Here is a 20,864-nt window from a genome sequence, read left to right on the forward strand (position 1 = left end):
GTTAATGTACTAATCTATCGGTTGCAATGATTAGGAGATAAATACCATACCAGATGAAAATACTCCCAAATGCCAATCTTACCAGATTATGATTTAAAAAGCGGTTAAGTTGTTGCGCCGATTGGCCAACTACGAGCATTGCTGGTAGCGTACCAAGTGCAAAACACAACATAATCATTGCACCATGAAGCGAAGAGCTGGCTTGCAAAGTCCAAGTTAACGCTGAGTAGACGAGTCCACATGGTAGCCAGCCCCACAACATGCCATAAACAAACACTCTTGGATAACTTTTTACTGGCAACAGGTGTTTATTTAACTTAACTAAGTGCTGCCAAATCACGGTTTTAGCTAAGCTTTCAAGCCACTTAAGTGAGCTTGCTAGTCGCATGACGTAAATGCCAACTAGCAACATAAACACACCACTGAGAAACTTGAGGCTAAGTGCAAAGGTGGTATTTTGTTTGGCAAATGTGCTGCCCAAGGTGGCAACAAGTGCGCCCGCGACCATGTAGCTACTTGCTCTGCCTAGATTATAAAGAGCGCTAACGAGCCATGATTTAAGAGAGTGGGCCACAAGTTGCAAGCTAGAAGCAACACCGCCACACATAACTAGGCAATGGCCACTACCGACCAAGCCCATAATAAACGCACTGAGTAAACTAATCTCGTTCATTGGCGTTTTTGTGTTGCTCTTTATCGTCTTCAAACAAAATGCTATGCCCTTGCTTTTCTAAGTCTGAAAATTGCTCGCTCTTTACCGCCCAAAAAAAGATACCAATGGCAATTATCACAAATAAAATAGCGATAGGGATTAACACATAGATGATACTCATAATTTTAATAACCTTAGTGAATTACCTATCACTATTATAGAGCTTGTTGACATACCAATAACTGCAATCCAAGGAGGTACCAGTCCGAAAGCGGCGAGAGGTAGAATTGATGCATTATAAAGCAATGAAATCGCTAAGTTTTGCTTGATGATACGCCGAGTTTGCAAAGCCACCTTGTGTAAGTCCAATATGGCACTGAGGTTACTTTTTAGTAGTACCACATCCGCAACATTTTTAGAAATGTCGGCACCGGTTTCCATCGCAATCGATAAGTGGGCACTGTTAAAAACAGGGCTATCATTTACACCATCGCCAACCATGGCAACGACAGCGCCTTGCTTTGACCAAGACTCAACCGCTTTTAGTTTGTCTTGTGGAGAACAGCTGCTTTGGTATGAGTTTAGCGCTAGACGCTCTGCCAGTTGTGCTCCAGCACGACTACTATCTCCTGTGAGAAGGTGACAAGTTAAGTTGTTACTTTGTAATGCGTTTATAACTGCTTCAGCGTTGTCTCGTACTTTATCGTCGAGGTGAAAGTCAGCAATGGCATGCTCATTAATAAACAACGTCGCTTGAGCCTGACTTTTAGTACCGCCGAACCAAGTACTTTTCCCAATAGCAATGGTGTCATTGCCATGTTGGGCACTGATCCCAACACCTGGGTGAACAGCGACATTGGTTAGTTGATGGTGCTGCGTTAAGTGCTCTGCAAATGCCGCTGCGATTGGATGTTCGGAATAGCGTTCTAAACTTGCTGCTAGGGCAAGTGCTTCTTGTTCGCTGTAACTGTCATTGATTAACACAGTATGGTTAATCGAAAATCGCCCTTCGGTCAGCGTACCTGTTTTATCAAAGGCAACGCGAGTGAGCTTAGTAAGCGTTTCTAGTACGTGTGCTTCTTTTATCAGCACCCCTTTTTTGGTGAGGGTTGCAACTGCGCAAGTAAGGGCAGTGGGGATAGCTAAACTCAAAGCACAAGGGCAGGTGGCAACCAGCACCGAAATAGTGACCCAAAATGCTTGTTCAGGAGAGATAGAATACCAACCAATTGCCGTTAGAGATGCAAAAACCAATAAACATGCAACAAACCATTGGGCAACTTTATCGGTTATTTCCACTAACTTTGGGCGCTTACTTAAGGCTGAGTGCTGCAAGCGAATAATTTGGTTAAGTAGAGTATTTTGACCAATTTTGTTGATCTCTACACTGATAACCCCATCATGGTTAACAGTTCCGGCAAATACTTGTTGACCAATATGTTTATTTACAGGTAAATGCTCACCCGTCATCATGGACTCGTCGACACTGGTGCTACCTTCAAAAACGATGCCATCCGCAGGAATCGTTTCGCCTGGCTTGATTAAAATCTTATCTGCTAGCTTTAGATTTTTCGCCGCAACAATGTGTTCTTCACCCACGTGCGAAATTTTGCGTGCGGTGAGGGGCAACAACTTTTGCAAGTTTGCGGTAAATTCACTGGCTTTAAGCCTTGCTCTAAACTCGAGATATTTACCCAGCAGCAACAAGAAGGTGAACATACAAATTGACTCAAAGTAGACTTCACCTACTGCCATTACTGTAGCGTAACAGCTTGCGCCATAAGCCCCAAAAATTGCAAGTGAAACAGGTAAGTCCATGTTCAGCTGTTTGGCTTTTAAACCCTTTATGGCATTGGTTAAGAATGGTAATGCAGAGTATAAAATTACCGGGGAGGCGAGCACTAAGCTTATCCAGCGAAAATATTGCTCGAAATCTTCCTCCATTCCCGAGAACATGCCAAAGTACATGGCAAACGCAAACATCATGACTTGCATGGTCATCAGGCCTGCAACACCGAGTCGGCGAATATAGGCTTTTGCTACAGCTTGCTTTTGCGCTGCTTCATCATCAGCTTGAAAAGGGTAGGCCTTATAACCAATTTGCATCAGCGATTTGATAATATCACTGAGCAAAATTTGTTTAGTGTCCCAAATTATCATAGCGCGATGTGTGGAGGTATTAACATCAACACGCGTGACACCGCCAAGCGCCAGCAACTGCTTTTCGATTAGCCACGCACAGGCGGCGCAGCTAATACCCTCAACACTCAGTAGTACTTCACTAAGCTCACCCTGATGGGTGACGAAATCCTGTTGCACATCTTCATTATCATAACTTCTGATAAATGAAAGCTGTTCGGGAACTAACTCGTCAACCTTGCCCGCAGAGGTGGTTCTAAATTTGTAATAATCACTCATCCCTTGCGAGAGAATAGTCTCCGCCACTGCTTGGCAGCCAATACAACATACACTTTGCGGTTCGTTTTGATAGAGCACTTCGCCAGAAAACCCTGACGGAATCGGCTCTAAACAATGAAAGCAGGTTCCGGCCATAGCGTTTACTTATACTCAGGAGATATTTTTATGCTTTCTTGGGTCGGGAGCTGAATGTTTTCTTTGAGCTTCCAACTACCATCCATAGGCTCTAAGAATACGGTATATGCGCCTTGTTGAATGGGCTCTAATACCGCAGTAAATTCACCATTGGCATTAGGAAGTAAGTTGGTGTTGAAATCATACTTTTTAATCGTTCTGTGATAAAACGATGCTTTTAATGCTTTGACTTTACTATGGTCACCTTTGGTAAATACAAATTTAATATAGTCGTTATCAACTTGCAGGTCGCCATGTAAATACAGTGCTTTAGCTTTATTGAACTTGGTCAGCTCTAAATTAATGGCTTTGCCTTTTTTGTAATAATCATCAACCACCATATCGGGGCCATTGCCTACAGCTACCATCACTAAAACGACGCAGGCAACAATGGTTGCAAGCGGGAAAAACATTAAAAACCAAGGCCAGAAATTTTTATACCACGGAGTAGGATTCATAACGACTCTAATGCTTGAAAAGTGTGGCGATATTTTATCGTATTTGTTGTTAAATACCTAAAAAAAAGCCTCCAAACGGAGGCTTTTTTGATCTTAATTAACTATTAAGTATCTATTACTTATCTTGTGACAAGCTATATACGTAAGCTGTTAATAAGTGAACTTTGTCTTCACCTAAAATATCTTTCCAAGCTGGCATTACACCAGCGCGGCCGTTGTTAAGTGTTTCTTCAACAGCACGTTGAGAGCCACCGTACAACCAGATATTATCAGTTAGGTTAGGTGCACCGAATGGTAAGTTATGGGCTACTGAGCCTTTACCGTCCATACCGTGACACGCAGCACACATAGCAAACTTAGCTTTACCCGCATCAGCGTCTTTTTGGTTAACTTTACGACCAGAAAGACTAAGCACGAAAGCCGTCATTTCTTTTACGCCTTGCTCACCAAGTGCTGCTTTCCAAGGTGGCATTGCAGCAATACGACCGTGTAGTAGGGTTTCTTTGATCTTGTCAGGAGTACCGCCGTATAGCCAGTCTTTATCTGTCAAGTTAGGGAAGCCAGTACCACCACGTGCATCAGAGCCGTGACATTGAGCACAGTTTTGCGAGAACAAACGCTGACCAATTTCAAGGGCTTTTTCGTCTTTAGCAAGCGTTTCGATGTCTTGCTTAGCAAACGCCTCAAAAATCGGGCCAAAACGCTCTTCAGCAGCGATGATCTCTTGGTCTAATTGAACCTTTTCACCAGCGGCTAACGCTTCTTCCGTTGCTTTTTTAGATTCAGCAAGAGACGTAACACCTTGGTTTGAACTTGTCCACTTAGCAAGACCTTGCCAGTTACCAAGACCAGGATAAGCTGCTAGGTAATACACAGCCCAAACAAACGTTGCGAAGAACATATAAGTCCACCACTTAGGTAGTGGATTATTGATTTCTTCAATTCCATCAAACTCGTGACCACAGCTTTCGCCTTCTTTAACACCTACGTAGTTCTTTAGGTTCCAAAGCAATAAGCCAAAGATCAGAGCAAGACATGCAAGGGTTAATACGATAACCCAAATACTCCAAAAGCTAGTCATTTTTCAGACTCCTTTTCCTCGTTAGAGATTGTTTTCTTGTGCTCTTTTTCATCTTCAAAGATGGCATTAGCTGCATTATCAAAACGATTTTTAGTGCGTTTGCTATATGCCCAAGCAACAATCACAATAAATAGTACCAAAATTACCAGAGTCAAAATGCCTCTGTATGTGCCGTAATCCATAATAATTACTTCAAGTGTGTGCCAAGTTGCTGAAGGTAAGCAATAAGGGCTTGCATTTCTGTTTTGCCTTTTACTGCTGCTTCTGCGCCTTGAATATCCTGCTCGGTGTATGGCACACCAAAGCCTTTGAATACTTCAAGTTTCTTGGCGGTTAACTTACCATCTAGTACATTTTCATCTAACCAAGGATAAGCTGGCATGTTTGACTCAGGTACCACTGAACGAGGGTCCATTAAGTGTGCATAATGCCAGTCATCAGAGTAACGTTGGCCTACACGTGCTAAATCAGGACCAGTACGTTTAGAACCCCACTGGAATGGGTGATCCCATACTGACTCACCAGCAACAGAGTAGTGACCGTAACGCTCAACCTCATCACGGAAAGGACGGATCATTTGTGAGTGACAGTTGTAACAACCTTCACGGACAAAAATATCGCGGCCTTCCATTTCAAGTGCGGTAAGAGGGCGTAGACCATCTACAGGCACAGTTGTGTCTTTTTGGAACATCAACGGTGTGATTTCAACAAGTGCACCAAAGCTAATTGCGAATACCGTTAGAATAGCCATCAGGCCGACGTTCTTTTCAACGATTTCGTGTTTGTTATTGGCTGAATTATTATTGCTCATAATCTACACCTCTTAAGCCATTTGTGCGTTTGCATCAGTGGTGATTGAACCACTCTTTGCAGTAACAGTGCGGAACACGTTATATGCCATAACTAGCATACCGACAACGATGAACACACCGCCTAAGAAACGCATGATGTAGAACGGTTTTGATGCTTCAAGAGATTGTACGAAGCTGTACATTAAAGTACCGTCTGCGTTTACTGCACGCCACATTAGACCTTGCATTACACCTGAGATCCACATTGCAACAATGTATAGAACAACACCCACGGTGTGTAACCAGAAGTGTGTGTTAACCAGCTTAACGCTATACATGTTACCTTGAGCGAATAGTGCAGGGATTAGGTGATAAATTGCACCGATAGAAATCATTGCAACCCAACCTAGTGCACCTGAGTGTACGTGACCTACAGTCCAGTCAGTATAGTGAGAAAGCGCGTTTACTGATTTAATTGCCATCATAGGGCCTTCGAACGTAGACATACCGTAGAAAGACAATGAAACAACTAAGAAACGAAGTACTGGGTCAGTACGTAGTTTGTGCCATGCGCCTGAAAGCGTCATGATACCGTTGATCATACCACCCCAAGAAGGTACGAATAAGATAACAGACATAACCATACCTAGTGACTGAGTCCAGTCTGGTAGTGCTGTGTAGTGTAGGTGGTGAGGACCTGCCCAGATATAAAGAGAAACAAGTGCCCAGAAGTGAACAACCGACAAACGGTATGAGTAAACTGGACGACCCGCCTGTTTAGGCACGAAGTAGTACATCATACCCAAGAAACCAGCAGTAAGAAGGAAGCCTACAGCGTTGTGACCATACCACCACTGAACCATTGCATCTACAGCACCTGCGTAGATTGAGTATGATTTAGTAAGCGATACTGGCACAGCCATGCTGTTTACAATATGTAGTACAGCAACGGTAATAATGAAACCAGCATAAAACCAGTTTGCTACATAGATATGAGATACTTTGCGTTTGATGAGCGTACCAAAGAACACCACAGCATAAGTTACCCATACGACCGCAATAGCGATATCGATTGGCCACTCTAGCTCAGCGTACTCTTTAGATGTAGTAATACCTAAAGGTAGTGTGATGGCTGCTGAAACAATAATAGCCTGCCAACCCCAGAAGGTGAAAGCTGCTAATTTGTCTGAAAAAAGACGCGTTTGACAAGTGCGTTGAACAACATAATAAGATGTTGCAAAAAGTGCACTAGTACCAAATGCAAAGATTACTGCGTTCGTGTGTAACGGACGAAGTCGAGAGTAAGTTAACCATGGAGTGTCAAAGTTCAATGCCGGCCAAGCGAGTTGGGCTGCAATAAGAACACCAACGCCCATGCCAACGATGCCCCAAATCACTGTCATGATAGCGAATTGGCGTACAACCTTATAATTGTACTCAGTTTGTGATGCTACTGTTTGGCTCATTTTCTGGATTCCGCTGCAATTAATGCGATTAGAAATGAATTACCTGCGTTAACAGGCCCTGCTTATTATTTCAACAAGTTCGTTTGAAAATAAATCTGACTACACAAATCTATTTAAAACCAACTTGAGAAACCCTTATTTTTGCAAGGAAATGATAATTTTTTTGCAAAAGAAAAGATACCTCAAACACCTAAAATTATGACATCAATCAAATTTTGGCCCTAAAACTGCTCAATTATTGACCTTTGTGGAATATCTACAAATTCTGCATTACTATGTCGCAGTTTTGTAAATGCCATTTTGGACAAATAATGAGCAAACATTGGTTTTACGCGCTTGTTGCTGCGAGTTTATTGAGCGCATGCTCAGACCCTTCAGACATTATACATGAAAGTTCAGAAAAAAGTGAAAGTTCGTTACAAGATGTGAATTGCATTGCCCAAAAGCCCTGCATATCACACAATGATATCCATTTGTGGTACGCCAAAGCACACATTGTAGGTGAACGTGAGTTTAAGGTTTTTGCAAAAATACCGCAGGGGTACGAGTTGAAGTCAGCAATGTTATCTGGCGAAACCATGAATATGGGATATATCCCAGTTTTTTTTGCGCCCCAACAAAACAACGTATATTCGGCCACCACAATGGTAGGGTTATGTACTACAGAGGTAATGCAATGGCGCCTTACACTGACGATGCTTAACGCGCAAGGCGATACGCTCACTAACACCTTTCCTTTATATGTAATCAGGTAGTGCCATGAATAAACTCATCGTGATTGAACATATTAAGTTTGCATTAGAAGCAAAACTGAACGAAGCGCAGCAAGCGGCCCAAAGTGCACATGAAGATGCAACACACGAACAAAGCGTGGCTGAAACTCAGTATGATTCTTTAAGTATTGAATCTGGTTATTTAGCACAAGGCCAAAGCGAGCGTGTGAATGAGGTGCATAAATCAATTTCTTTATTTGCACAAAGTTACGACGTTAACGTACTCCCTAAAATAGGCCTTGGCAGTTTAATAAAGGCCATAGATATAGACGACAACACACATTGGTTTTACCTCGGTCCCAGTGAAGGCGGGTTAAAAGTTGTAGTAAAGGGAGAGCTTATTCTGGTGATCACACCATCGTCACCAATCGGTAAGGCTATGAACGGTAAGCGGGTAGGTGATGAATGCGAGTACACTGTGGCTGGGCAAACTTACAACTATGAAATATTAGCGGCGATGTAATCTAAACGACTCGCGAATCAGTTAAGTCGGTTGGTGTAGCGAAGAGCTATATCAAGTGGCAATTGGCGTATGTTTGTGATTTAAATATTTGGCTTTAACGTTTAATTTGGATGGCAATACTTCGAATCTTGGCAGGCCAACTTGCTGTGGGTTTGTAAAGGTATAACTTAAGAGAGCAAATTTTGGTGCCTGAGACCCCGTTAATTAATGTTTTGATTGTGCGGCTAAAGACTTGCAATATTCCTTAAGTATATAAGTTTATGGAAATTTTAAGTTCCTAATAAGCTTTTTGCATTCTCGTTTAAGTAGATTCTCGTTTTGCTCAGTGAGCGTTGTTACTTTTTGAAAGCAAAATGAGTGTTAACCTGCTAATATTTAGCGCAATTAAATTTGTTAATTGGTGTGTTGTAGGGCTAATGGGTAGAACATTAACGCGAATTCACGCTAATACACTGTTAAGTTTCTTGGAGAGTTATGAGCGAAGTCGTAGAAATAGTTGATCTAGGCTTTTCAGTCGCGGACGGTGAAGACATCAAGTTTAGATTTGATGGCTCAGATTTAGTTCTTGAGTTCTCTGATTGGAGAGAACAACACATTTCTATAAAATGTGAGAATACATTAGGCTTCAAATTTCAAAACGCAGAGTATGAGATATCTGATACTGAAAGATTTGATTCTTGTCATATTGTTCATGATTCTGAGTGGGTAAAAGAACATTTAAGGCAAGGTGAGGCCTGGGATGATGAAAATTGGTATCATTACAAATTAAATTTTAATGCGGCTGGGGTAGTCGAAGTTTTATGTTCAAGGCTAGCCAAAACTTAACAAGTTACTTAACGGGACAAAATACAGTTTGCTGGCTTCGCCATTTTAGCAAACATGTATTTCGCCCATTAGCAAAGCGTTATACGCTCCTAGGAATCAAGTATCGTGCAAACAACTAGCATTGATAAATTTCCACTAAAATGGCGATGGACCGAGGAAGAATATCGTCTACTTAGTCCGAAAGAATTGGCCCAGATTACGCCATTATCAATGGAATCAGCCAAGGAAGTTTGGGAAATATCATTAACATTTCCATCTGATAAAAATGACTTCTCACCTAGTAATGAGCTTTTTAAAGAGATTACGAGTATTGAAGCAAACGATGAAAATGAAGTGAAAGAGTGGCTATCTAATAAATTGCCCAAATGCGATATTATTGTGTCATGGCAACCAGATACTGCTGTTCTCACCAATACAGATTTGTTCATTCAGTACTGGGATGACTTTTGCTATGGTGCAAGTGATGATGTTTCAGTTTGGCCAAAAGACAAGTCGTGGGTGCTTCACTACTGGCACGAAGAAGTGTTTTGGTATGGTAAATCAGCAAGCGTATAACACATATGAACCTTCTCCGGTCAAGTAAGCGTAACGACTCTTTTTAGCTGCTTTTAAGCAGCTAATTTGTATTGGCAACGCTTAAACCTGTTCAACTTCGTTATGTCGGTTAGCCGTTAAAATCGTTTACGGCAAACACATATTGAGGGTCTCTTATTGCGATCTCATCGCTGCCTAAATCAGTCGATACAACTTATCGTTTAGGGCCACTAGACATTCATCGGTTAACCTTAATCTTGCGCTACTCAAGGGGATGGCTCATTCGTCCAGTTAGTTAAAGGCTCAGCTAAGGTGTAAACGATTCAATTCATTGCTTAAATAAATGCGCACCAATGGGGTGTCTAATCAAGGCCAAATAACTTATTACTTCGACAACACTTACCTGTAAAATTCAGCTGTTACTGACAGAAACACAAATAATGCATGGTTGTTCGTGCTTATCTAGTTAGGTGTAGAGCTCACCCCATTGTGCGACTTAGCTTTTTAAAAAACGTTCATCGTCGAATACCGTTTTGTTCTTAAGCATAAAATAAACACAACGACCGAGCTTATGGGCGAGCACTGAAAGTGCTTTGGCTTTGCTCATGCGTTTTTGTAATTTGTTTAAGTAGCACCGAGCTTTGTCATTTCCACGTAAATAAAGCACAGCGGCTTCACTGAATGCCCATTTCAAGTGTCCATTTCCAATTTTATTGCCGCTGGTGCCATAGGTTTTGCCAGCAGATTCTGCTTTGCACTTAACTAGTCGACAATAAGATGCAAATTTTTGTACAGACTCGAAGCGATTAATATCACCAATTTCATACAAAATAGTCATGGCTAGAATAAGGCCAATACCTGGTATGGTACGCAGTTGTGCATAATAGTTTGGTTGATGCTTTTTAGCTTTACTCTCTAAATGAGGATTTATAAGGACAGGCACTCAAAGTTGAAACCTTGGGTGTCTTGTCTAAACTTTGAGTTCTTCAAAATCATTTCAATTCTCAGTTCAAGGAGTGAACGATGGGATTAGCAAGGAAGTGTCAAATCAGTTTGTCAGATACCCGTTATTATCATTGTGTTTCACGCTGTGTGCGTCGCGCATTTTTGTGCGGCGAAGATAAACTCACTGGCAAATCGTATGAACATCGACGAGGCTGGGTAGAAGAGCGTTTGTTGTTTTTAGCGCAGGTGTTTTGTATTGATGTCTGTGCTTATGCGGTGATGAGTAACCACACTCATATTGTGCTGTATGTAGATGATAAAAAAGCACAAAGATTGGGTGATAGAGCTATTTTACTACGTTGGCATAAATTGTTTAAAGGCACACTGCTTAGCCATAAATATCTCAATGGTGAAGCGTTAGATGAAGGTCAGCGGTTCTTTTTAAGTAAAGATATCAAAGAGTACCGAAACCGCTTATCGAGCATTAGTTGGTTTATGCGCGTGCTAAACGAGCACATAGCCCGCCGTGCCAACAAAGAAGATAAATGCACTGGGCATTTTTGGGAAGGGCGATTTAAAAGCCAAGCGCTGTTAGACGACGCAGCACTGATGGCCTGCATGGCATACGTAGATTTAAATCCAATACGCGCGAAAATGGCACGGACCCCGGAACAATCAGAACATACCAGCATCAAAAAACGCTGTGAAGTTGCTACATCAGGCAAACAACCTAAGCAACTAGCCCGCTTTGTAGGTAGTCCCAGAAAACACATGCCCAAAGGAGTGCCTTTTGAATTAAAATCTTATCTAGAGCTCGTTGAACTCACAGGCAAAAGTATTAGAGCAGATAAACGAGGGCACATAGAATCACATCAAGCTCCGATTCTACAGCGCCTCAATATTCAGGCCGAAAAGTGGCTAAAACTGACCACCCAGTTTGAACGTGTTTTTCATGGTGCCGTAGGCAAAGCACATTCGTTAGATATGTACTGTGAACGTGCACAACATAAACGACGAAGCAACATTAAAATCAGCAAAGCATTATTGGCTTAATTAAATAAAAGACTCACCACATAAACACCTTACAAAAACATCGCGCAGGGTGCGAGAAACTGTGCGAGTTGCATTGTAATTTCAAAGGTAATCAGCAAATAAACCGCGGTTTGCTGTAGGGGAAGTTACTTTTTGGGAACATATCGGTTAATATTGAAATGAACTTGAGGGATTAAAAAGACAAGGTCAGAGATTTTAAGCATGACTTTAAGTGCCTGTCCATCATAGGAAATCTGTAGGGGAAGTTACTTTTTGGGAACATATCGGTTAATATTGAAATGAACTTGAGGGATTAAAAAGACAAGGTCAGAGATTTTAAGCATGACTTTAAGTGCCTGTCCATCTTAGGAATTCACGCTAATACACTGTTCTGTGTTTTTTAAATTGGGAGTTACGTTTTGAAACGAAAAATTAAATTATTCACATCGATCATTTGTATTGCATTGAGCAATGCAAGTTTTGCAGGAAATGGTTGGAAAGGACCAGGAGCTATTAGCTCAGTTCAACCAGAAATGTATCGCCAAGGAGATAGTGAAGGTGGTTATCCTATTTTGATAGAAACAAATATTCCTTCCCCTGATTGTGGGGGGACAGTCTGGGCGATAAGATCCAATTGGGATGATGGTAATAGAATGTATTCCGCAGCATTAACAGCGTTAGCTTCTGGCAAAGATGTACAATTATACCAATCTTCTTGCTATACAGTTGGCGGAAAACCTTATCCACGTATCGGCGGGATTAAAGTTTCAAACTAGCCACCAATTGTTTAGCAATTCTAGTTCTAGTTTAAATAGCGATGTTAGGGCTACACAGAACAAGGCGCAGCAACGGACTGTCAAACCTGTCACTTTTTGTGCGTGCCGCACAAAAATCGCCAGTTTTGCCAGCCGCTGTGCGCGGCGTTATATATACAAGGAAGTCAGTAGTGTCATCTGTTCAAATAGCACGATACATCATAAGTTTTAGCTGGTTGTATCACGGCATTTTTCCTAAATTAGTCCACATTGCACCTTTGGAAAAATTACTCACTAGTAGCTTTGGTTTTTCGGATGATATTTCTTATCTTATTACTAAATCAGCGGGCGTTGGTGAGGTGGTTTTCGGTATTACTACAAGGACAGGCATTCAAACTTGAAGGGAGTAAAGATGAACAGTTCAATAAATAAGTATCTATTTATTGCGTCAATATGTTGTTTTACTGCTGCACTTGCTCATATTGGCTGTATTGCTTTCGGAGGCGATTGGTATCGCTTTTTTGGAGCCGGTGAGCTGATGGCACAGATGTCAGAGCAAGGACATTGGTACCCGACAATTGTTACCTCTGTTATCGTCTTGGTACTGCTTATTTTTGCGTTTTACGCCTTGTCTGGTTCTGGTGCAATTAAGCGATTACCACTTATAAAATTAGCATTAATCCTGATCACCAGTATTTTTTTACTACGTGGCATTGCTTTCGTTGGGTTAATGCCAATGTTTCCAGAAAACAGCCTGACATTTTGGTTAATTAGTTCTGGTATATGTTTATCTATTGGCGGCCTGTTTGCTGTCGGCTCATGGCAGCGGTGGTCTGTCTTAAGTGCAGAAAATGATTAAACGCGTGGCATTGTTGGTTTGCGTTGAGTTGTAACGCTTAAGAACCATAAGGCAGAGCCATAAAGGACAGTCACTCAAACTACTCAAACTTAAGATAGTCACTCAAACTTAAAACCTTGGGTGTCTTGTTTAAACTTTCAGTTCTTCTAAGTTAGACCCAATTCTCAGTGCAAGGAGTGAACGATGGGGTGGCAAGTTGATTGCGGTTGTCACGTTTATGTTTATTAATCCTTGGCATATTAAACATCAGGCAGAACAGATAAATTTAGGTATAATGTACGATTAGCCCTAAAGATAAGCCTTATGAATATACCTATCAAAACCCAATCAACGCCTGAAATTTTATGCTCAAACTGTAAGGCTTGCTGTTGTCGCCTTGAGGTTATCATTATCTCAGACACGGGAGTGCCAGAATCACATATAAAGCGTGATGCTTGGGGGGCCGAAACAATGCTTAGGCTTTCTGATGGTTGGTGTTCAGCTTTAGACCGAGAAAGCTTTATGTGTACTATCTACGAAAATCGCCCTTGGATTTGTAGAGAGTTTGAAATGGGTTCATATGAGTGCAAAGATGAACGAGCTGCGCATAATTTATAGTCTTAAAATAGAGCTATAGCAGACATCAACGGAACTGGTTTTACACCTTCACTCTTTGATAATTTTATTATGGATGTCATGTTTATTAATAGTAATGCAGTAAAATTTATTGCTTGCAAAATAATCAATCTGTCATTATGTTTGTGTTTGGTTTATAGAATGTAAAAGGAGTGTTATTATGAAAATAAAATTGAATAAGAAGAAATTTAAAAATTTGAGCAGAGATAGTAAGGCTGTACCTGTAAACTTTACACCTAATGTGGCTGGTGGTTTTATGCATATAGATGAAACAGATAAGTGTCACAATGGTGATGGTGATTCAGGTTGGAGCTGTCGCCTAGGTTGTTAATCTCTTGAATTCAAAAAGAGGTCGCGATGTTTTTATAGGCTTCCTCTTTATTATTTAAGTAACAAAACTTGCATATTTTCCCTTTTATTTAGCCGTCCTATCATGAAATGCCAATACTACAGGCTTATTTGATGAAAGCGATACACAAGTTCGACTAAACTCCTTTATATAATACTCAGTAGGTAATAATAGAGAGTAATAATCTAAACATACTCTTTTGCTGTTTTTTTTCTATCCTGTCTTTTATTTAATCAATATGTGGGTCAGCATCAGCAAAGCACCTGTATTTGTTTGTGTTGCTGTGGTTCTAATTCAATTTACTTGCATGTCAACTTTATTCTAACTCTTCCATTATCAAATACACAGCTCTTAGCCATTTGCACAACAGCAATGTCAGTACAGTTTTTAGGATAAAAAATTAAGGTTTTAATGGGAAAGCAAGTGTGAAAGGTATTTCACATTCGTTTCACATTGAGCAAGTTAAGTTAGCTGCACTTAAAGAATAATACAAACCGTAAGCTAGGGAAAATAATGATAAATAAAGCTGTGCTTAGACTACTGATAATCATAGTTAGCATCTTAGGTGCGATGGACTCGCAAGCCAGTAGCGACCAAGACTTTGAAAAGCGAATTAATGAGGTGGTCAGCGAAGAGGGCTTAATAGGAGTTACATGGGCAACGATTTCTGATCAGCAAGTAGAAACTGGTAGTTTTGGTTTTGCGAATGTCTCCAAATCGCAGGTAATGCAAGCACAGCAAAAGATGCATGTAGGGTCCGTATCAAAATCTGTGCTTGCCATCGGTGTTTTGCGATTAATAACGCAAGGCGTGTTATCTCTAGAGAGCAATGTAGAGTTGTTGTTGCCTGAATTACCCTTCGATAATCCTTGGGCAAGAACCTCTGCAATCACCGTAAAGCATTTGCTTGCTCATACTGCGGGTATCGACAATATTCGAATGTGGCAATTTTTAAACACCTCGCCTTTACCAGATACACCACTTGCACATGCATTTATGTCCAAAGACAAGACTCTACTAAAAGTCAGAGTTGAGCCAGGAACACAGTATCTCTACTCGAATATGGGTTATACCCTGTTAGCAATGGTTATCGAGCGTGTAACAGGGCAAAGGTACGAAGCGTATTTAGACAATGAATTACTAAAACCCTTAGAAATGCACGCGAGTACGTTTGAGTTTGTTTCTCAGGTTGGTGATAAAGCCGATCCATTGCTTGCTATGGGTTACCATGAAAACAATGTTGAGCAAACTGCGGTAGCGATGTATCTACGCGCTTCTGGTCAATTTACAACAACGGCACAAGACATGGTTAAATATATGGCATTTGTGCTCAGTGATGGTCGTTTGAAAGGGCAGACCTTTGTTGCTCCCCACCTGATGACAATGCTTGGATATCCTGATGGCACTGACGCTCATCAAGCTGGATTGGATATTGGTCATGGATTAGCTTTTGCGATAAGAGATAGACATGGCGTAGTAGGCATGTGTCACCCAGGAACCACATTTGGTTTTAGAGCGTACATGTGCTTATTTCCTAGTGAACAAAAAGGCTTTTTTTATGCCATTAATACGGATAGCGAACAAGCTGATTATGAAAAGTTTAATCAGCTGTTTATAACCAAGTTAGCCATTAGAAAACAGGCTCCTACTTTGGCTGCAAACACCGTACAGAACGAGCTGCAATTAGCTGGGTTATATTTTTTATCGCCTAACAGCAGAGTCGAGTTTGAGTTTTTAGATAGGTTATTCAATTTTATTTGGCTTGAAGGCAATGGCCACAACCTAACGATTAAATCTTTACAATCAGAGGACAAACGTTTGATGCCTATTGGTGAAAACCTTTATCGCGACGAGACTCGGGTGCAGGCTTCACACGTGCTGTACCAAACCCAAAACGGTAAACTGATGCTTAGCGACGGTCTTAAAACGTATCAAAAAGGGCCAATCACAGACATTCTGTTTTATTGGGTCAGTTTGATACTAGGTCTATTGGCGTTGTTGTATCTATTACTTATTGGTGTGTACAGACTAATAACGCGCAATCGATTAGGATTACATGGCGTAGGCTTGGTCAGCGTTAACGTAAGTCTATTTACTGTACCAGCATATTTTTATTCTCAGCAGTCATTTTTGGCATTTGGTGATGTAACAGCGGCCAGCATATCGCTGGCGCTTGTATCCGCACTGTTGCCTATATCCGCTTTATACTCCTTGTATCTTTGTTTTTATAAAGTGTCTGAACACAAGATGAAAATGCTAGACATGCTCGCATTAGTTTTGTTGTTGGTACTATGCGCTGTATTATTTGCGTGGGGCCAGCTACCAATGACTTTCTGGCGTTAAAGCGAGCGAATTAGTGCTTATGGATAGTAAATATAATAATCGTTACGAAAATAGTTTTTTTCTAACTACTTTTCGATATTCGCTAGGGGTTTGATTCAGCCGCGCTTTGAATATTCGCGTAAGTAGTCCCTGAGAATTGAAGCCAACAGACATGGCTATCTCTTGAATTGATAAATTACTATTTGCAAGCAGCTCCTTGGCACTTTCCAGGCGCAAAGCTTGCAAATAGTCGGTGGCAGTTTGTCCTGTTGCAGATTTAAAACGTCGATTAAAAGTACGTTGACTCATATCGAATTGTGCTGCGACTTCACTAAGAGATAACTCATTGTTGTAGTTGTTTTTTAACCAAAACTGAATGGCAGCAATTTGCTCGTCTGGGTGCTTGTCGACAGCCCCTTCTAAATATCTTTGCTCTTCGTAGGGCTTACGAATCTCATGGGAAAAATTTTGCTGAACATGATTTGCTGCAGCTTTGCCATACAATAAAGCGATTAAGTGTACGATGACATCTGCCAGTGCATTTAAGCTAGCAACGGTGTAAATACGCTCAGATTGGGTGATAAAAAAGTCAGGTTTTAAATCGACTGAAGGGTAATAACGAGCAAACTGCTTGGCATAATGCCAGTGCGTGGTTGCAGGGTGACTATCAAGTAAACCTGACTCGGCTAAAAAGCAAACGCCTGTGCCTACGCCAATAATGGTGCCGCCATTTTGCCAACTGGTTTTTAAGTCATTTGCAAGCTGAGCTGTTTGACGAATAACGGGTCTGGGATTTCGCCAGATACTGGGTACTATCACATAGTCTTGATATGACAATTCACTAAAGTTACCTGTTGGCTTTAATTGAAGCCCAAGTTCATTATCTATGATGTGCTCAGGGTCACTTAGCCACGATAGTTTGAGTGGCCTAAAGTCACTGCCTAGGTGTCGCTTTGCGAACGCTTCTCCTGCTCTGAGCATCTCTGCAGGTAACGTCACGCTGGTGAATAGCATGTGTCTGTAAAGGGTAAACGCAACGTGAATTGGCTGATTCATCTGGACTGACCACTCCCTTATGGCTAATTTTTTGCAATATGTGGCCAATTTTGCATTATCTAAATTTAAAGTTCCAATTAAAATCAGTACATATTTGGCTAAACAGAACAAATCAAAATGACAGCACTACCAATTATTGTTGGAATGGGGGGCATTAACGCCGCTGGGCGTACTTCATTTCATCAAGGATTCCGTCGTATTGTGTTAGATAAATTAACGCAAAGCGCACGACAAGAGACATTTTTAGGCTTAGCCACGCTTATGAACTTGGTTCGTTATCAAGATGGCCAGTTAGTGACAAGCGATGGTGAAGTAATCGAAAAAGCGCAAATTGAAGCGCGTTTTGGCGAGCAAATAAAAGCGGGTACGCTGATCCGTAAAATAGAAAGTAACCATTTTGATGTAGATGCCACGCATTGGCAGCAAAAGCTGACAATTAAAGGCTGTGATGACACTGGTTTGCGTTTCACTTGTAAAAAGCGTGACTTACCTACACCAGTACCAAGTAGCTGGAAGGTTACTGAGTTGGATAGCAAGTTAGTAACCGTGATTGTGCCCGATCAGTTAGAAATCAAGCACGATAGTTACCGCGACAACCCAATTAAAGCAGCGGGTCAATTTCCAACGGGGTTTGACCCAGCAGCGATGTATAACAGTCGTTATCAGCCAAGAGGCTTGCAAGCGACGATTTTTGCAGCGACAGATGCTGTGCGCTCAACAGGTCTTGATTGGCATACAGTAATGAATAGTGTTCGACCTGACCAAATAGGCACCTATTCAGCATCAATTGCTGGCCAAATGAATGATGAGGGATTTGGCGGGTTGATCCGTGCCCGAATGAAAGGCGAGCGCGTAAGCACTAAACAGCTTGCGCTTGGCCTCAATACCATGTCCACAGACTTTATTAACGCATACGTTACAGGTAGCGTAGGTACTGCATTTAGTACTTCTGGAGCATGCGCTACATTTCTATATAATTTACGTTCTGCGGTGAATGATATTCAAGCCGGTCGCACTCGTGTTGCGATTGTAGCGAGCGTTGAGTGTGCTTTAACACCTGAAGTGATTGAAGGCTTTGGCACTATGGGTGCGCTTGCCAACGAAGAAGGGCTGAAAAAATTAGATAATAGTGACGAGGTTGATTATCGACGTACTAGCCGTCCATTTGGTGAAAACTGTGGTTTTACCATAGGTGAGGGCGCACAGGTCGCTATATTAATGGATGACGAGCTAGCATTATCTTTGGGCGCACAAGTAATGGGCTCTGTTGTTGATGTGTTTGTTAATGCTGATGGTATTAAAAAGTCAATTACTGCCCCAGGACCTGGTAATTATATTACGATGGCAAAATCGGTTGCGTTAGCTGAGCAAATAGCGGGCAGTGAAGCGTTGCGTGAACGTAGTTTTATCTTGGCTCATGGCTCAAGTACACCGCAAAATCGGGTTACAGAGTCCTTAATTTACCATAAGGTCGCTGAGGCGTTTGCAATTAATAATTGGAAAATCGCTGCGCCAAAGGCCTATGTTGGGCACACGATTGCTCCTGCCAGTGGTGATCAATTAGCCATGGCTCTAGGGGTCTTCAGTCACAATATTATGCCTGGGATCACAACAATAGATAGCGTTGCAGATGATGTATACAGTGAGCATTTAGACATTCGTACCGAACATTATGAGTGCGATGATATGGATATTGCCTTTATCAACTCGAAAGGGTTTGGCGGTAATAATGCAACTGCAACGGTGTTCTCGCCTAAGCAAACAATGAAGCTACTAGGAAAACGCTACAATGATGATGTGCTTGCTAGTTACCAACAAAAAAGTATGGTTACTCAGCAGGCACAACACAGTTATCAACAAGCAGCAGACTTAGGGCAATACCAACTTATTTATCGATTTGGAGAAGGTCAAATAGATGAATCAGAGCTACTAATTGGTAAAGATGCCGTGTCTATTCCAGGATTTGACAAAGAGATCTCTTTGACCGGAAATAATCAGTACACAGATTTAAGTTAATGACTAAGAATTGTTAAGCAAAGTTGGGCGCTCAGGATGAGCGCCTTTTTGTTTGAATCAGTGAATTTAGTACTTTGTCATTTGCAATTTATATAAATCAGGATGCTACATTACTCATATATCGCATTGAAATTCTCTCATTTAATAAAAACTCATACCTCATAAAGCGCCGTTACCTCTTTTGCTCGAATATAAGAACGTTATTTTTTACGTATGTTGGCATTGCATAATGCTTTAAAATATAGTCGCTCCACTTGTTTGCTATACGTGAAAAAGTACCATCGTCTTTCATTGCTTGAGTTGTATCTTGCCATTGTTTAACTGTTTGCGCTGAAGTTCCATTTTTTGACATAGCAATATAGCTTTTATTACTAAACACCTTATACAAAGGGACTAACTTTGTCTTCGAGGTGTTGTGCATCGTGGCAAGTGACGCAACTTCAAGTGACGACATAAAAATGAGTTCAATGCGTCCTGCAAGTAGCATGTTCAAACATTGTCCGGGGGCTTCGACAGGGACCAAGTTTTCAAATCCTTTTGTTGCTAAGAAAGCTTCTCGATTTCCTCCACGAATAACGCAAATTCCTTTTACTCGCGATGCGTCAACGAGCGACTCTATTTTTAAACGCCCGTTAGCTTGACCCCATAGAATAGAATGACGCGTTGTCACTTGTGTTAGCCAATAAAACTTGTCTTCACGTTGAGGGTTTCAGCTCATGGTAAAAAGAATGACATTGGGCTTTTTAAGGGCCATGTTATAGGCGCGCTTCCACGGGTACATATAAATATCACTTTTATCGTCCACACGTTTTTGCATTTCTTTTACAATATCAACGCTAAAGCCGGTTAGTGCGCCATCCCTCGAACGAAAGTTCACAGGGGGTTCTTGGCTAGTTAAAATTTCAACGCTCGCTAAAGTGTTGTAGCAAAGTGTCAGAAATATTAATGAACACCAACGAAACATATAAAAAGCCAATAAATTGTGTTAGTTAGCTAACAGTATAGGTGAGCTATCGTAACTGTAAAATGCTATAAGCATGCTAATATTGCCTGTCGACACTAGCTTGGTGTTGAGTAAAATACCACCATAGAATTGTAAGCCTTAGTTAGCTTACAAATTATGTCTTAAGACCTGCTTACCCACCGTATATTAAACCACCAATCGCTTGTGTTTATAGGTTAGAAGCATATGATTTTAAGATAAAATATTCAGCTTTCATTTACTTTTGAATATGAAGCCCTAAACTAAAGGAGTCAGTAGGGAAGAGTGGTTGCAAGTT

General features: G+C 41.2%; 22 protein-coding genes and 2 pseudogenes. 12 read left to right on the top strand and 12 right to left on the bottom strand.

Annotated elements, in window-relative coordinates; genetic code table 11:
- Window position 1 precedes the first annotated feature (1 nt).
- The 8 genes from HG263_RS00225 to ccoN all read right to left on the bottom strand — a co-directional run bounded on the left by HG263_RS00225 (window position 2) and on the right by ccoN (window position 7,040).
- Window positions 2–673 carry a sulfite exporter TauE/SafE family protein gene (locus tag HG263_RS00225; protein WP_171624086.1) on the bottom strand — a complete coding sequence of 224 codons (672 nt, stop codon included), beginning with the start codon at window positions 671–673 and terminating at the stop codon, window positions 2–4.
- Window positions 660–833 carry a cbb3-type cytochrome oxidase assembly protein CcoS gene (gene ccoS / locus HG263_RS00230; protein ID WP_070987092.1) on the bottom strand — a complete coding sequence of 58 codons (174 nt, stop codon included), beginning with the start codon at window positions 831–833 and terminating at the stop codon, window positions 660–662. Before ccoS ends, HG263_RS00225 begins: the two co-directional genes overlap by 14 nt.
- Complete coding sequence (locus tag HG263_RS00235) at window positions 830–3,205, bottom strand: heavy metal translocating P-type ATPase (protein ID WP_171624087.1); 2,376 nt, start codon at window positions 3,203–3,205, stop codon at window positions 830–832. Before HG263_RS00235 ends, ccoS begins: the two co-directional genes overlap by 4 nt.
- Window positions 3,206–3,210: 5 nt before the next feature.
- Window positions 3,211–3,702 carry a FixH family protein gene (locus tag HG263_RS00240; protein WP_171624088.1) on the bottom strand — a complete coding sequence of 164 codons (492 nt, stop codon included), beginning with the start codon at window positions 3,700–3,702 and terminating at the stop codon, window positions 3,211–3,213.
- Window positions 3,703–3,817: 115 nt separating this feature from the next.
- Window positions 3,818–4,783, bottom strand: a complete 966-nt coding sequence (gene ccoP, locus HG263_RS00245; RefSeq protein WP_171624089.1) for a cytochrome-c oxidase, cbb3-type subunit III — start codon at window positions 4,781–4,783, stop codon at window positions 3,818–3,820.
- Window positions 4,780–4,965 (bottom strand): cbb3-type cytochrome oxidase subunit 3, encoded by a 186-nt coding sequence (locus tag HG263_RS00250; RefSeq protein ID WP_152085754.1) that lies wholly within the window; start codon window positions 4,963–4,965, stop codon window positions 4,780–4,782. Before HG263_RS00250 ends, ccoP begins: the two co-directional genes overlap by 4 nt.
- A gap of 5 nt (window positions 4,966–4,970) precedes the next feature.
- Window positions 4,971–5,594, bottom strand: coding sequence for a cytochrome-c oxidase, cbb3-type subunit II (gene ccoO / locus HG263_RS00255; protein ID WP_171624090.1), 624 nt, complete (start codon window positions 5,592–5,594; stop codon window positions 4,971–4,973).
- Window positions 5,595–5,606: 12 nt separating this feature from the next.
- Window positions 5,607–7,040 (bottom strand): cytochrome-c oxidase, cbb3-type subunit I, encoded by a 1,434-nt coding sequence (gene ccoN, locus HG263_RS00260; protein ID WP_171624091.1) that lies wholly within the window; start codon window positions 7,038–7,040, stop codon window positions 5,607–5,609.
- Between the two features lie 311 nt (window positions 7,041–7,351).
- Between ccoN and HG263_RS00265 the strand changes: the two genes are divergently transcribed.
- The 4 genes from HG263_RS00265 (at window position 7,352) to HG263_RS00280 (ending at window position 9,656) form a co-directional block, all read left to right on the top strand.
- Complete coding sequence (locus HG263_RS00265; RefSeq protein ID WP_171624092.1) at window positions 7,352–7,795, top strand: hypothetical protein; 444 nt, start codon at window positions 7,352–7,354, stop codon at window positions 7,793–7,795.
- Window positions 7,796–7,799: 4 nt separating this feature from the next.
- On the top strand, window positions 7,800–8,276 hold the full coding sequence (locus HG263_RS00270) for a GreA/GreB family elongation factor (protein ID WP_171624093.1): 477 nt from the start codon (window positions 7,800–7,802) through the stop codon (window positions 8,274–8,276).
- A gap of 474 nt (window positions 8,277–8,750) precedes the next feature.
- Entirely contained in the window at window positions 8,751–9,101 is a 351-nt protein-coding gene (locus tag HG263_RS00275; protein ID WP_171624094.1) for a hypothetical protein, read from the top strand.
- Window positions 9,102–9,206: 105 nt separating this feature from the next.
- A complete protein-coding gene (locus HG263_RS00280) occupies window positions 9,207–9,656 on the top strand; it encodes a hypothetical protein (protein WP_171624095.1) in 450 nt (149 codons plus the stop codon).
- A gap of 475 nt (window positions 9,657–10,131) precedes the next feature.
- Here the strand turns inward: HG263_RS00280 and HG263_RS00285 are convergent.
- Window positions 10,132–10,554: pseudogene (locus HG263_RS00285) on the bottom strand (transposase); the annotation flags it as partial.
- Window positions 10,555–10,658: 104 nt separating this feature from the next.
- Between HG263_RS00285 and HG263_RS00290 the strand changes: the two are divergent.
- From HG263_RS00290 to HG263_RS00315, 7 genes and pseudogenes are all read left to right on the top strand, one after another.
- The gene (locus HG263_RS00290) at window positions 10,659–11,633 is read left to right on the top strand and encodes a transposase (protein WP_171624096.1); all 975 of its coding nucleotides are present in this window, start codon (window positions 10,659–10,661) and stop codon (window positions 11,631–11,633) included.
- Between the two features lie 398 nt (window positions 11,634–12,031).
- Window positions 12,032–12,388, top strand: a complete 357-nt coding sequence (locus tag HG263_RS00295) for a hypothetical protein (protein ID WP_171624097.1) — start codon at window positions 12,032–12,034, stop codon at window positions 12,386–12,388.
- 170 nt (window positions 12,389–12,558) lie between these two features.
- Window positions 12,559–12,741 (top strand): annotated as a pseudogene (locus HG263_RS22195) (DoxX-like family protein); the annotation flags it as partial.
- Window positions 12,742–12,779: 38 nt separating this feature from the next.
- Window positions 12,780–13,226 carry a hypothetical protein gene (locus tag HG263_RS00300; RefSeq protein ID WP_171624098.1) on the top strand — a complete coding sequence of 149 codons (447 nt, stop codon included), beginning with the start codon at window positions 12,780–12,782 and terminating at the stop codon, window positions 13,224–13,226.
- Window positions 13,227–13,529: 303 nt separating this feature from the next.
- A complete protein-coding gene (locus tag HG263_RS00305; protein WP_171624099.1) occupies window positions 13,530–13,823 on the top strand; it encodes a YkgJ family cysteine cluster protein in 294 nt (97 codons plus the stop codon).
- Between the two features lie 178 nt (window positions 13,824–14,001).
- A complete protein-coding gene (locus tag HG263_RS00310) occupies window positions 14,002–14,172 on the top strand; it encodes a hypothetical protein (RefSeq protein WP_171624100.1) in 171 nt (56 codons plus the stop codon).
- A gap of 531 nt (window positions 14,173–14,703) precedes the next feature.
- Window positions 14,704–16,533: a serine hydrolase domain-containing protein gene (locus HG263_RS00315; protein WP_171624101.1), complete on the top strand. Its 1,830-nt coding sequence runs from the start codon at window positions 14,704–14,706 to the stop codon at window positions 16,531–16,533.
- Between the two features lie 42 nt (window positions 16,534–16,575).
- On the opposite strand, the gene HG263_RS00320 is transcribed toward HG263_RS00315, so the two are convergent.
- Window positions 16,576–17,568 carry a GlxA family transcriptional regulator gene (locus HG263_RS00320; protein WP_171624102.1) on the bottom strand — a complete coding sequence of 331 codons (993 nt, stop codon included), beginning with the start codon at window positions 17,566–17,568 and terminating at the stop codon, window positions 16,576–16,578.
- Between the two features lie 117 nt (window positions 17,569–17,685).
- Here HG263_RS00320 and HG263_RS00325 point away from each other — a divergent pair, with 117 nt between their 5' ends.
- The gene (locus HG263_RS00325; protein ID WP_171624103.1) at window positions 17,686–19,584 is read left to right on the top strand and encodes a beta-ketoacyl synthase; all 1,899 of its coding nucleotides are present in this window, start codon (window positions 17,686–17,688) and stop codon (window positions 19,582–19,584) included.
- A gap of 172 nt (window positions 19,585–19,756) precedes the next feature.
- Here HG263_RS00325 and HG263_RS00330 read toward each other — a convergent pair whose 3' ends face one another.
- Entirely contained in the window at window positions 19,757–20,254 is a 498-nt protein-coding gene (locus HG263_RS00330) for a substrate-binding periplasmic protein (protein WP_171624104.1), read from the bottom strand.
- Between the two features lie 39 nt (window positions 20,255–20,293).
- Entirely contained in the window at window positions 20,294–20,548 is a 255-nt protein-coding gene (locus tag HG263_RS22790) for a transporter substrate-binding domain-containing protein (RefSeq protein WP_439331977.1), read from the bottom strand.
- Window positions 20,549–20,864 lie beyond the last annotated feature (316 nt).

It is taken from the genome of Pseudoalteromonas caenipelagi, from assembly GCF_013140855.1.
GTDB classification, from domain to species: domain Bacteria; phylum Pseudomonadota; class Gammaproteobacteria; order Enterobacterales; family Alteromonadaceae; genus Pseudoalteromonas; species Pseudoalteromonas caenipelagi.

Excerpts from the sequence above, each read along its gene's own strand:
- HG263_RS00320 (WP_171624102.1), bottom strand. The coding sequence starts at position 17,568 with ATGAATCAGCCAATTCACGTTGCGTTTACCCTTTACAGACACATGCTA.
- HG263_RS00240 (WP_171624088.1), bottom strand. The coding sequence starts at position 3,702 with ATGAATCCTACTCCGTGGTATAAAAATTTCTGGCCTTGGTTTTTAATG.
- HG263_RS00235 (WP_171624087.1), bottom strand. The coding sequence starts at position 3,205 with ATGGCCGGAACCTGCTTTCATTGTTTAGAGCCGATTCCGTCAGGGTTT.
- HG263_RS00275 (WP_171624094.1), top strand. The coding sequence starts at position 8,751 with ATGAGCGAAGTCGTAGAAATAGTTGATCTAGGCTTTTCAGTCGCGGAC.
- ccoS (WP_070987092.1), bottom strand. The coding sequence starts at position 833 with ATGAGTATCATCTATGTGTTAATCCCTATCGCTATTTTATTTGTGATA.
- HG263_RS00250 (WP_152085754.1), bottom strand. The coding sequence starts at position 4,965 with ATGGATTACGGCACATACAGAGGCATTTTGACTCTGGTAATTTTGGTA.
- HG263_RS00310 (WP_171624100.1), top strand. The coding sequence starts at position 14,002 with ATGAAAATAAAATTGAATAAGAAGAAATTTAAAAATTTGAGCAGAGAT.
- ccoP (WP_171624089.1), bottom strand. The coding sequence starts at position 4,783 with ATGACTAGCTTTTGGAGTATTTGGGTTATCGTATTAACCCTTGCATGT.
- HG263_RS00300 (WP_171624098.1), top strand. The coding sequence starts at position 12,780 with ATGAACAGTTCAATAAATAAGTATCTATTTATTGCGTCAATATGTTGT.
- ccoN (WP_171624091.1), bottom strand. The coding sequence starts at position 7,040 with ATGAGCCAAACAGTAGCATCACAAACTGAGTACAATTATAAGGTTGTA.
- HG263_RS00290 (WP_171624096.1), top strand. The coding sequence starts at position 10,659 with ATGGGATTAGCAAGGAAGTGTCAAATCAGTTTGTCAGATACCCGTTAT.
- HG263_RS22790 (WP_439331977.1), bottom strand. The coding sequence starts at position 20,548 with ATGTTTCGTTGGTGTTCATTAATATTTCTGACACTTTGCTACAACACT.
- HG263_RS00225 (WP_171624086.1), bottom strand. The coding sequence starts at position 673 with ATGAACGAGATTAGTTTACTCAGTGCGTTTATTATGGGCTTGGTCGGT.
- ccoO (WP_171624090.1), bottom strand. The coding sequence starts at position 5,594 with ATGAGCAATAATAATTCAGCCAATAACAAACACGAAATCGTTGAAAAG.
- HG263_RS00305 (WP_171624099.1), top strand. The coding sequence starts at position 13,530 with ATGAATATACCTATCAAAACCCAATCAACGCCTGAAATTTTATGCTCA.
- HG263_RS00270 (WP_171624093.1), top strand. The coding sequence starts at position 7,800 with ATGAATAAACTCATCGTGATTGAACATATTAAGTTTGCATTAGAAGCA.
- HG263_RS00325 (WP_171624103.1), top strand. The coding sequence starts at position 17,686 with ATGACAGCACTACCAATTATTGTTGGAATGGGGGGCATTAACGCCGCT.
- HG263_RS00265 (WP_171624092.1), top strand. The coding sequence starts at position 7,352 with ATGAGCAAACATTGGTTTTACGCGCTTGTTGCTGCGAGTTTATTGAGC.
- HG263_RS00315 (WP_171624101.1), top strand. The coding sequence starts at position 14,704 with ATGATAAATAAAGCTGTGCTTAGACTACTGATAATCATAGTTAGCATC.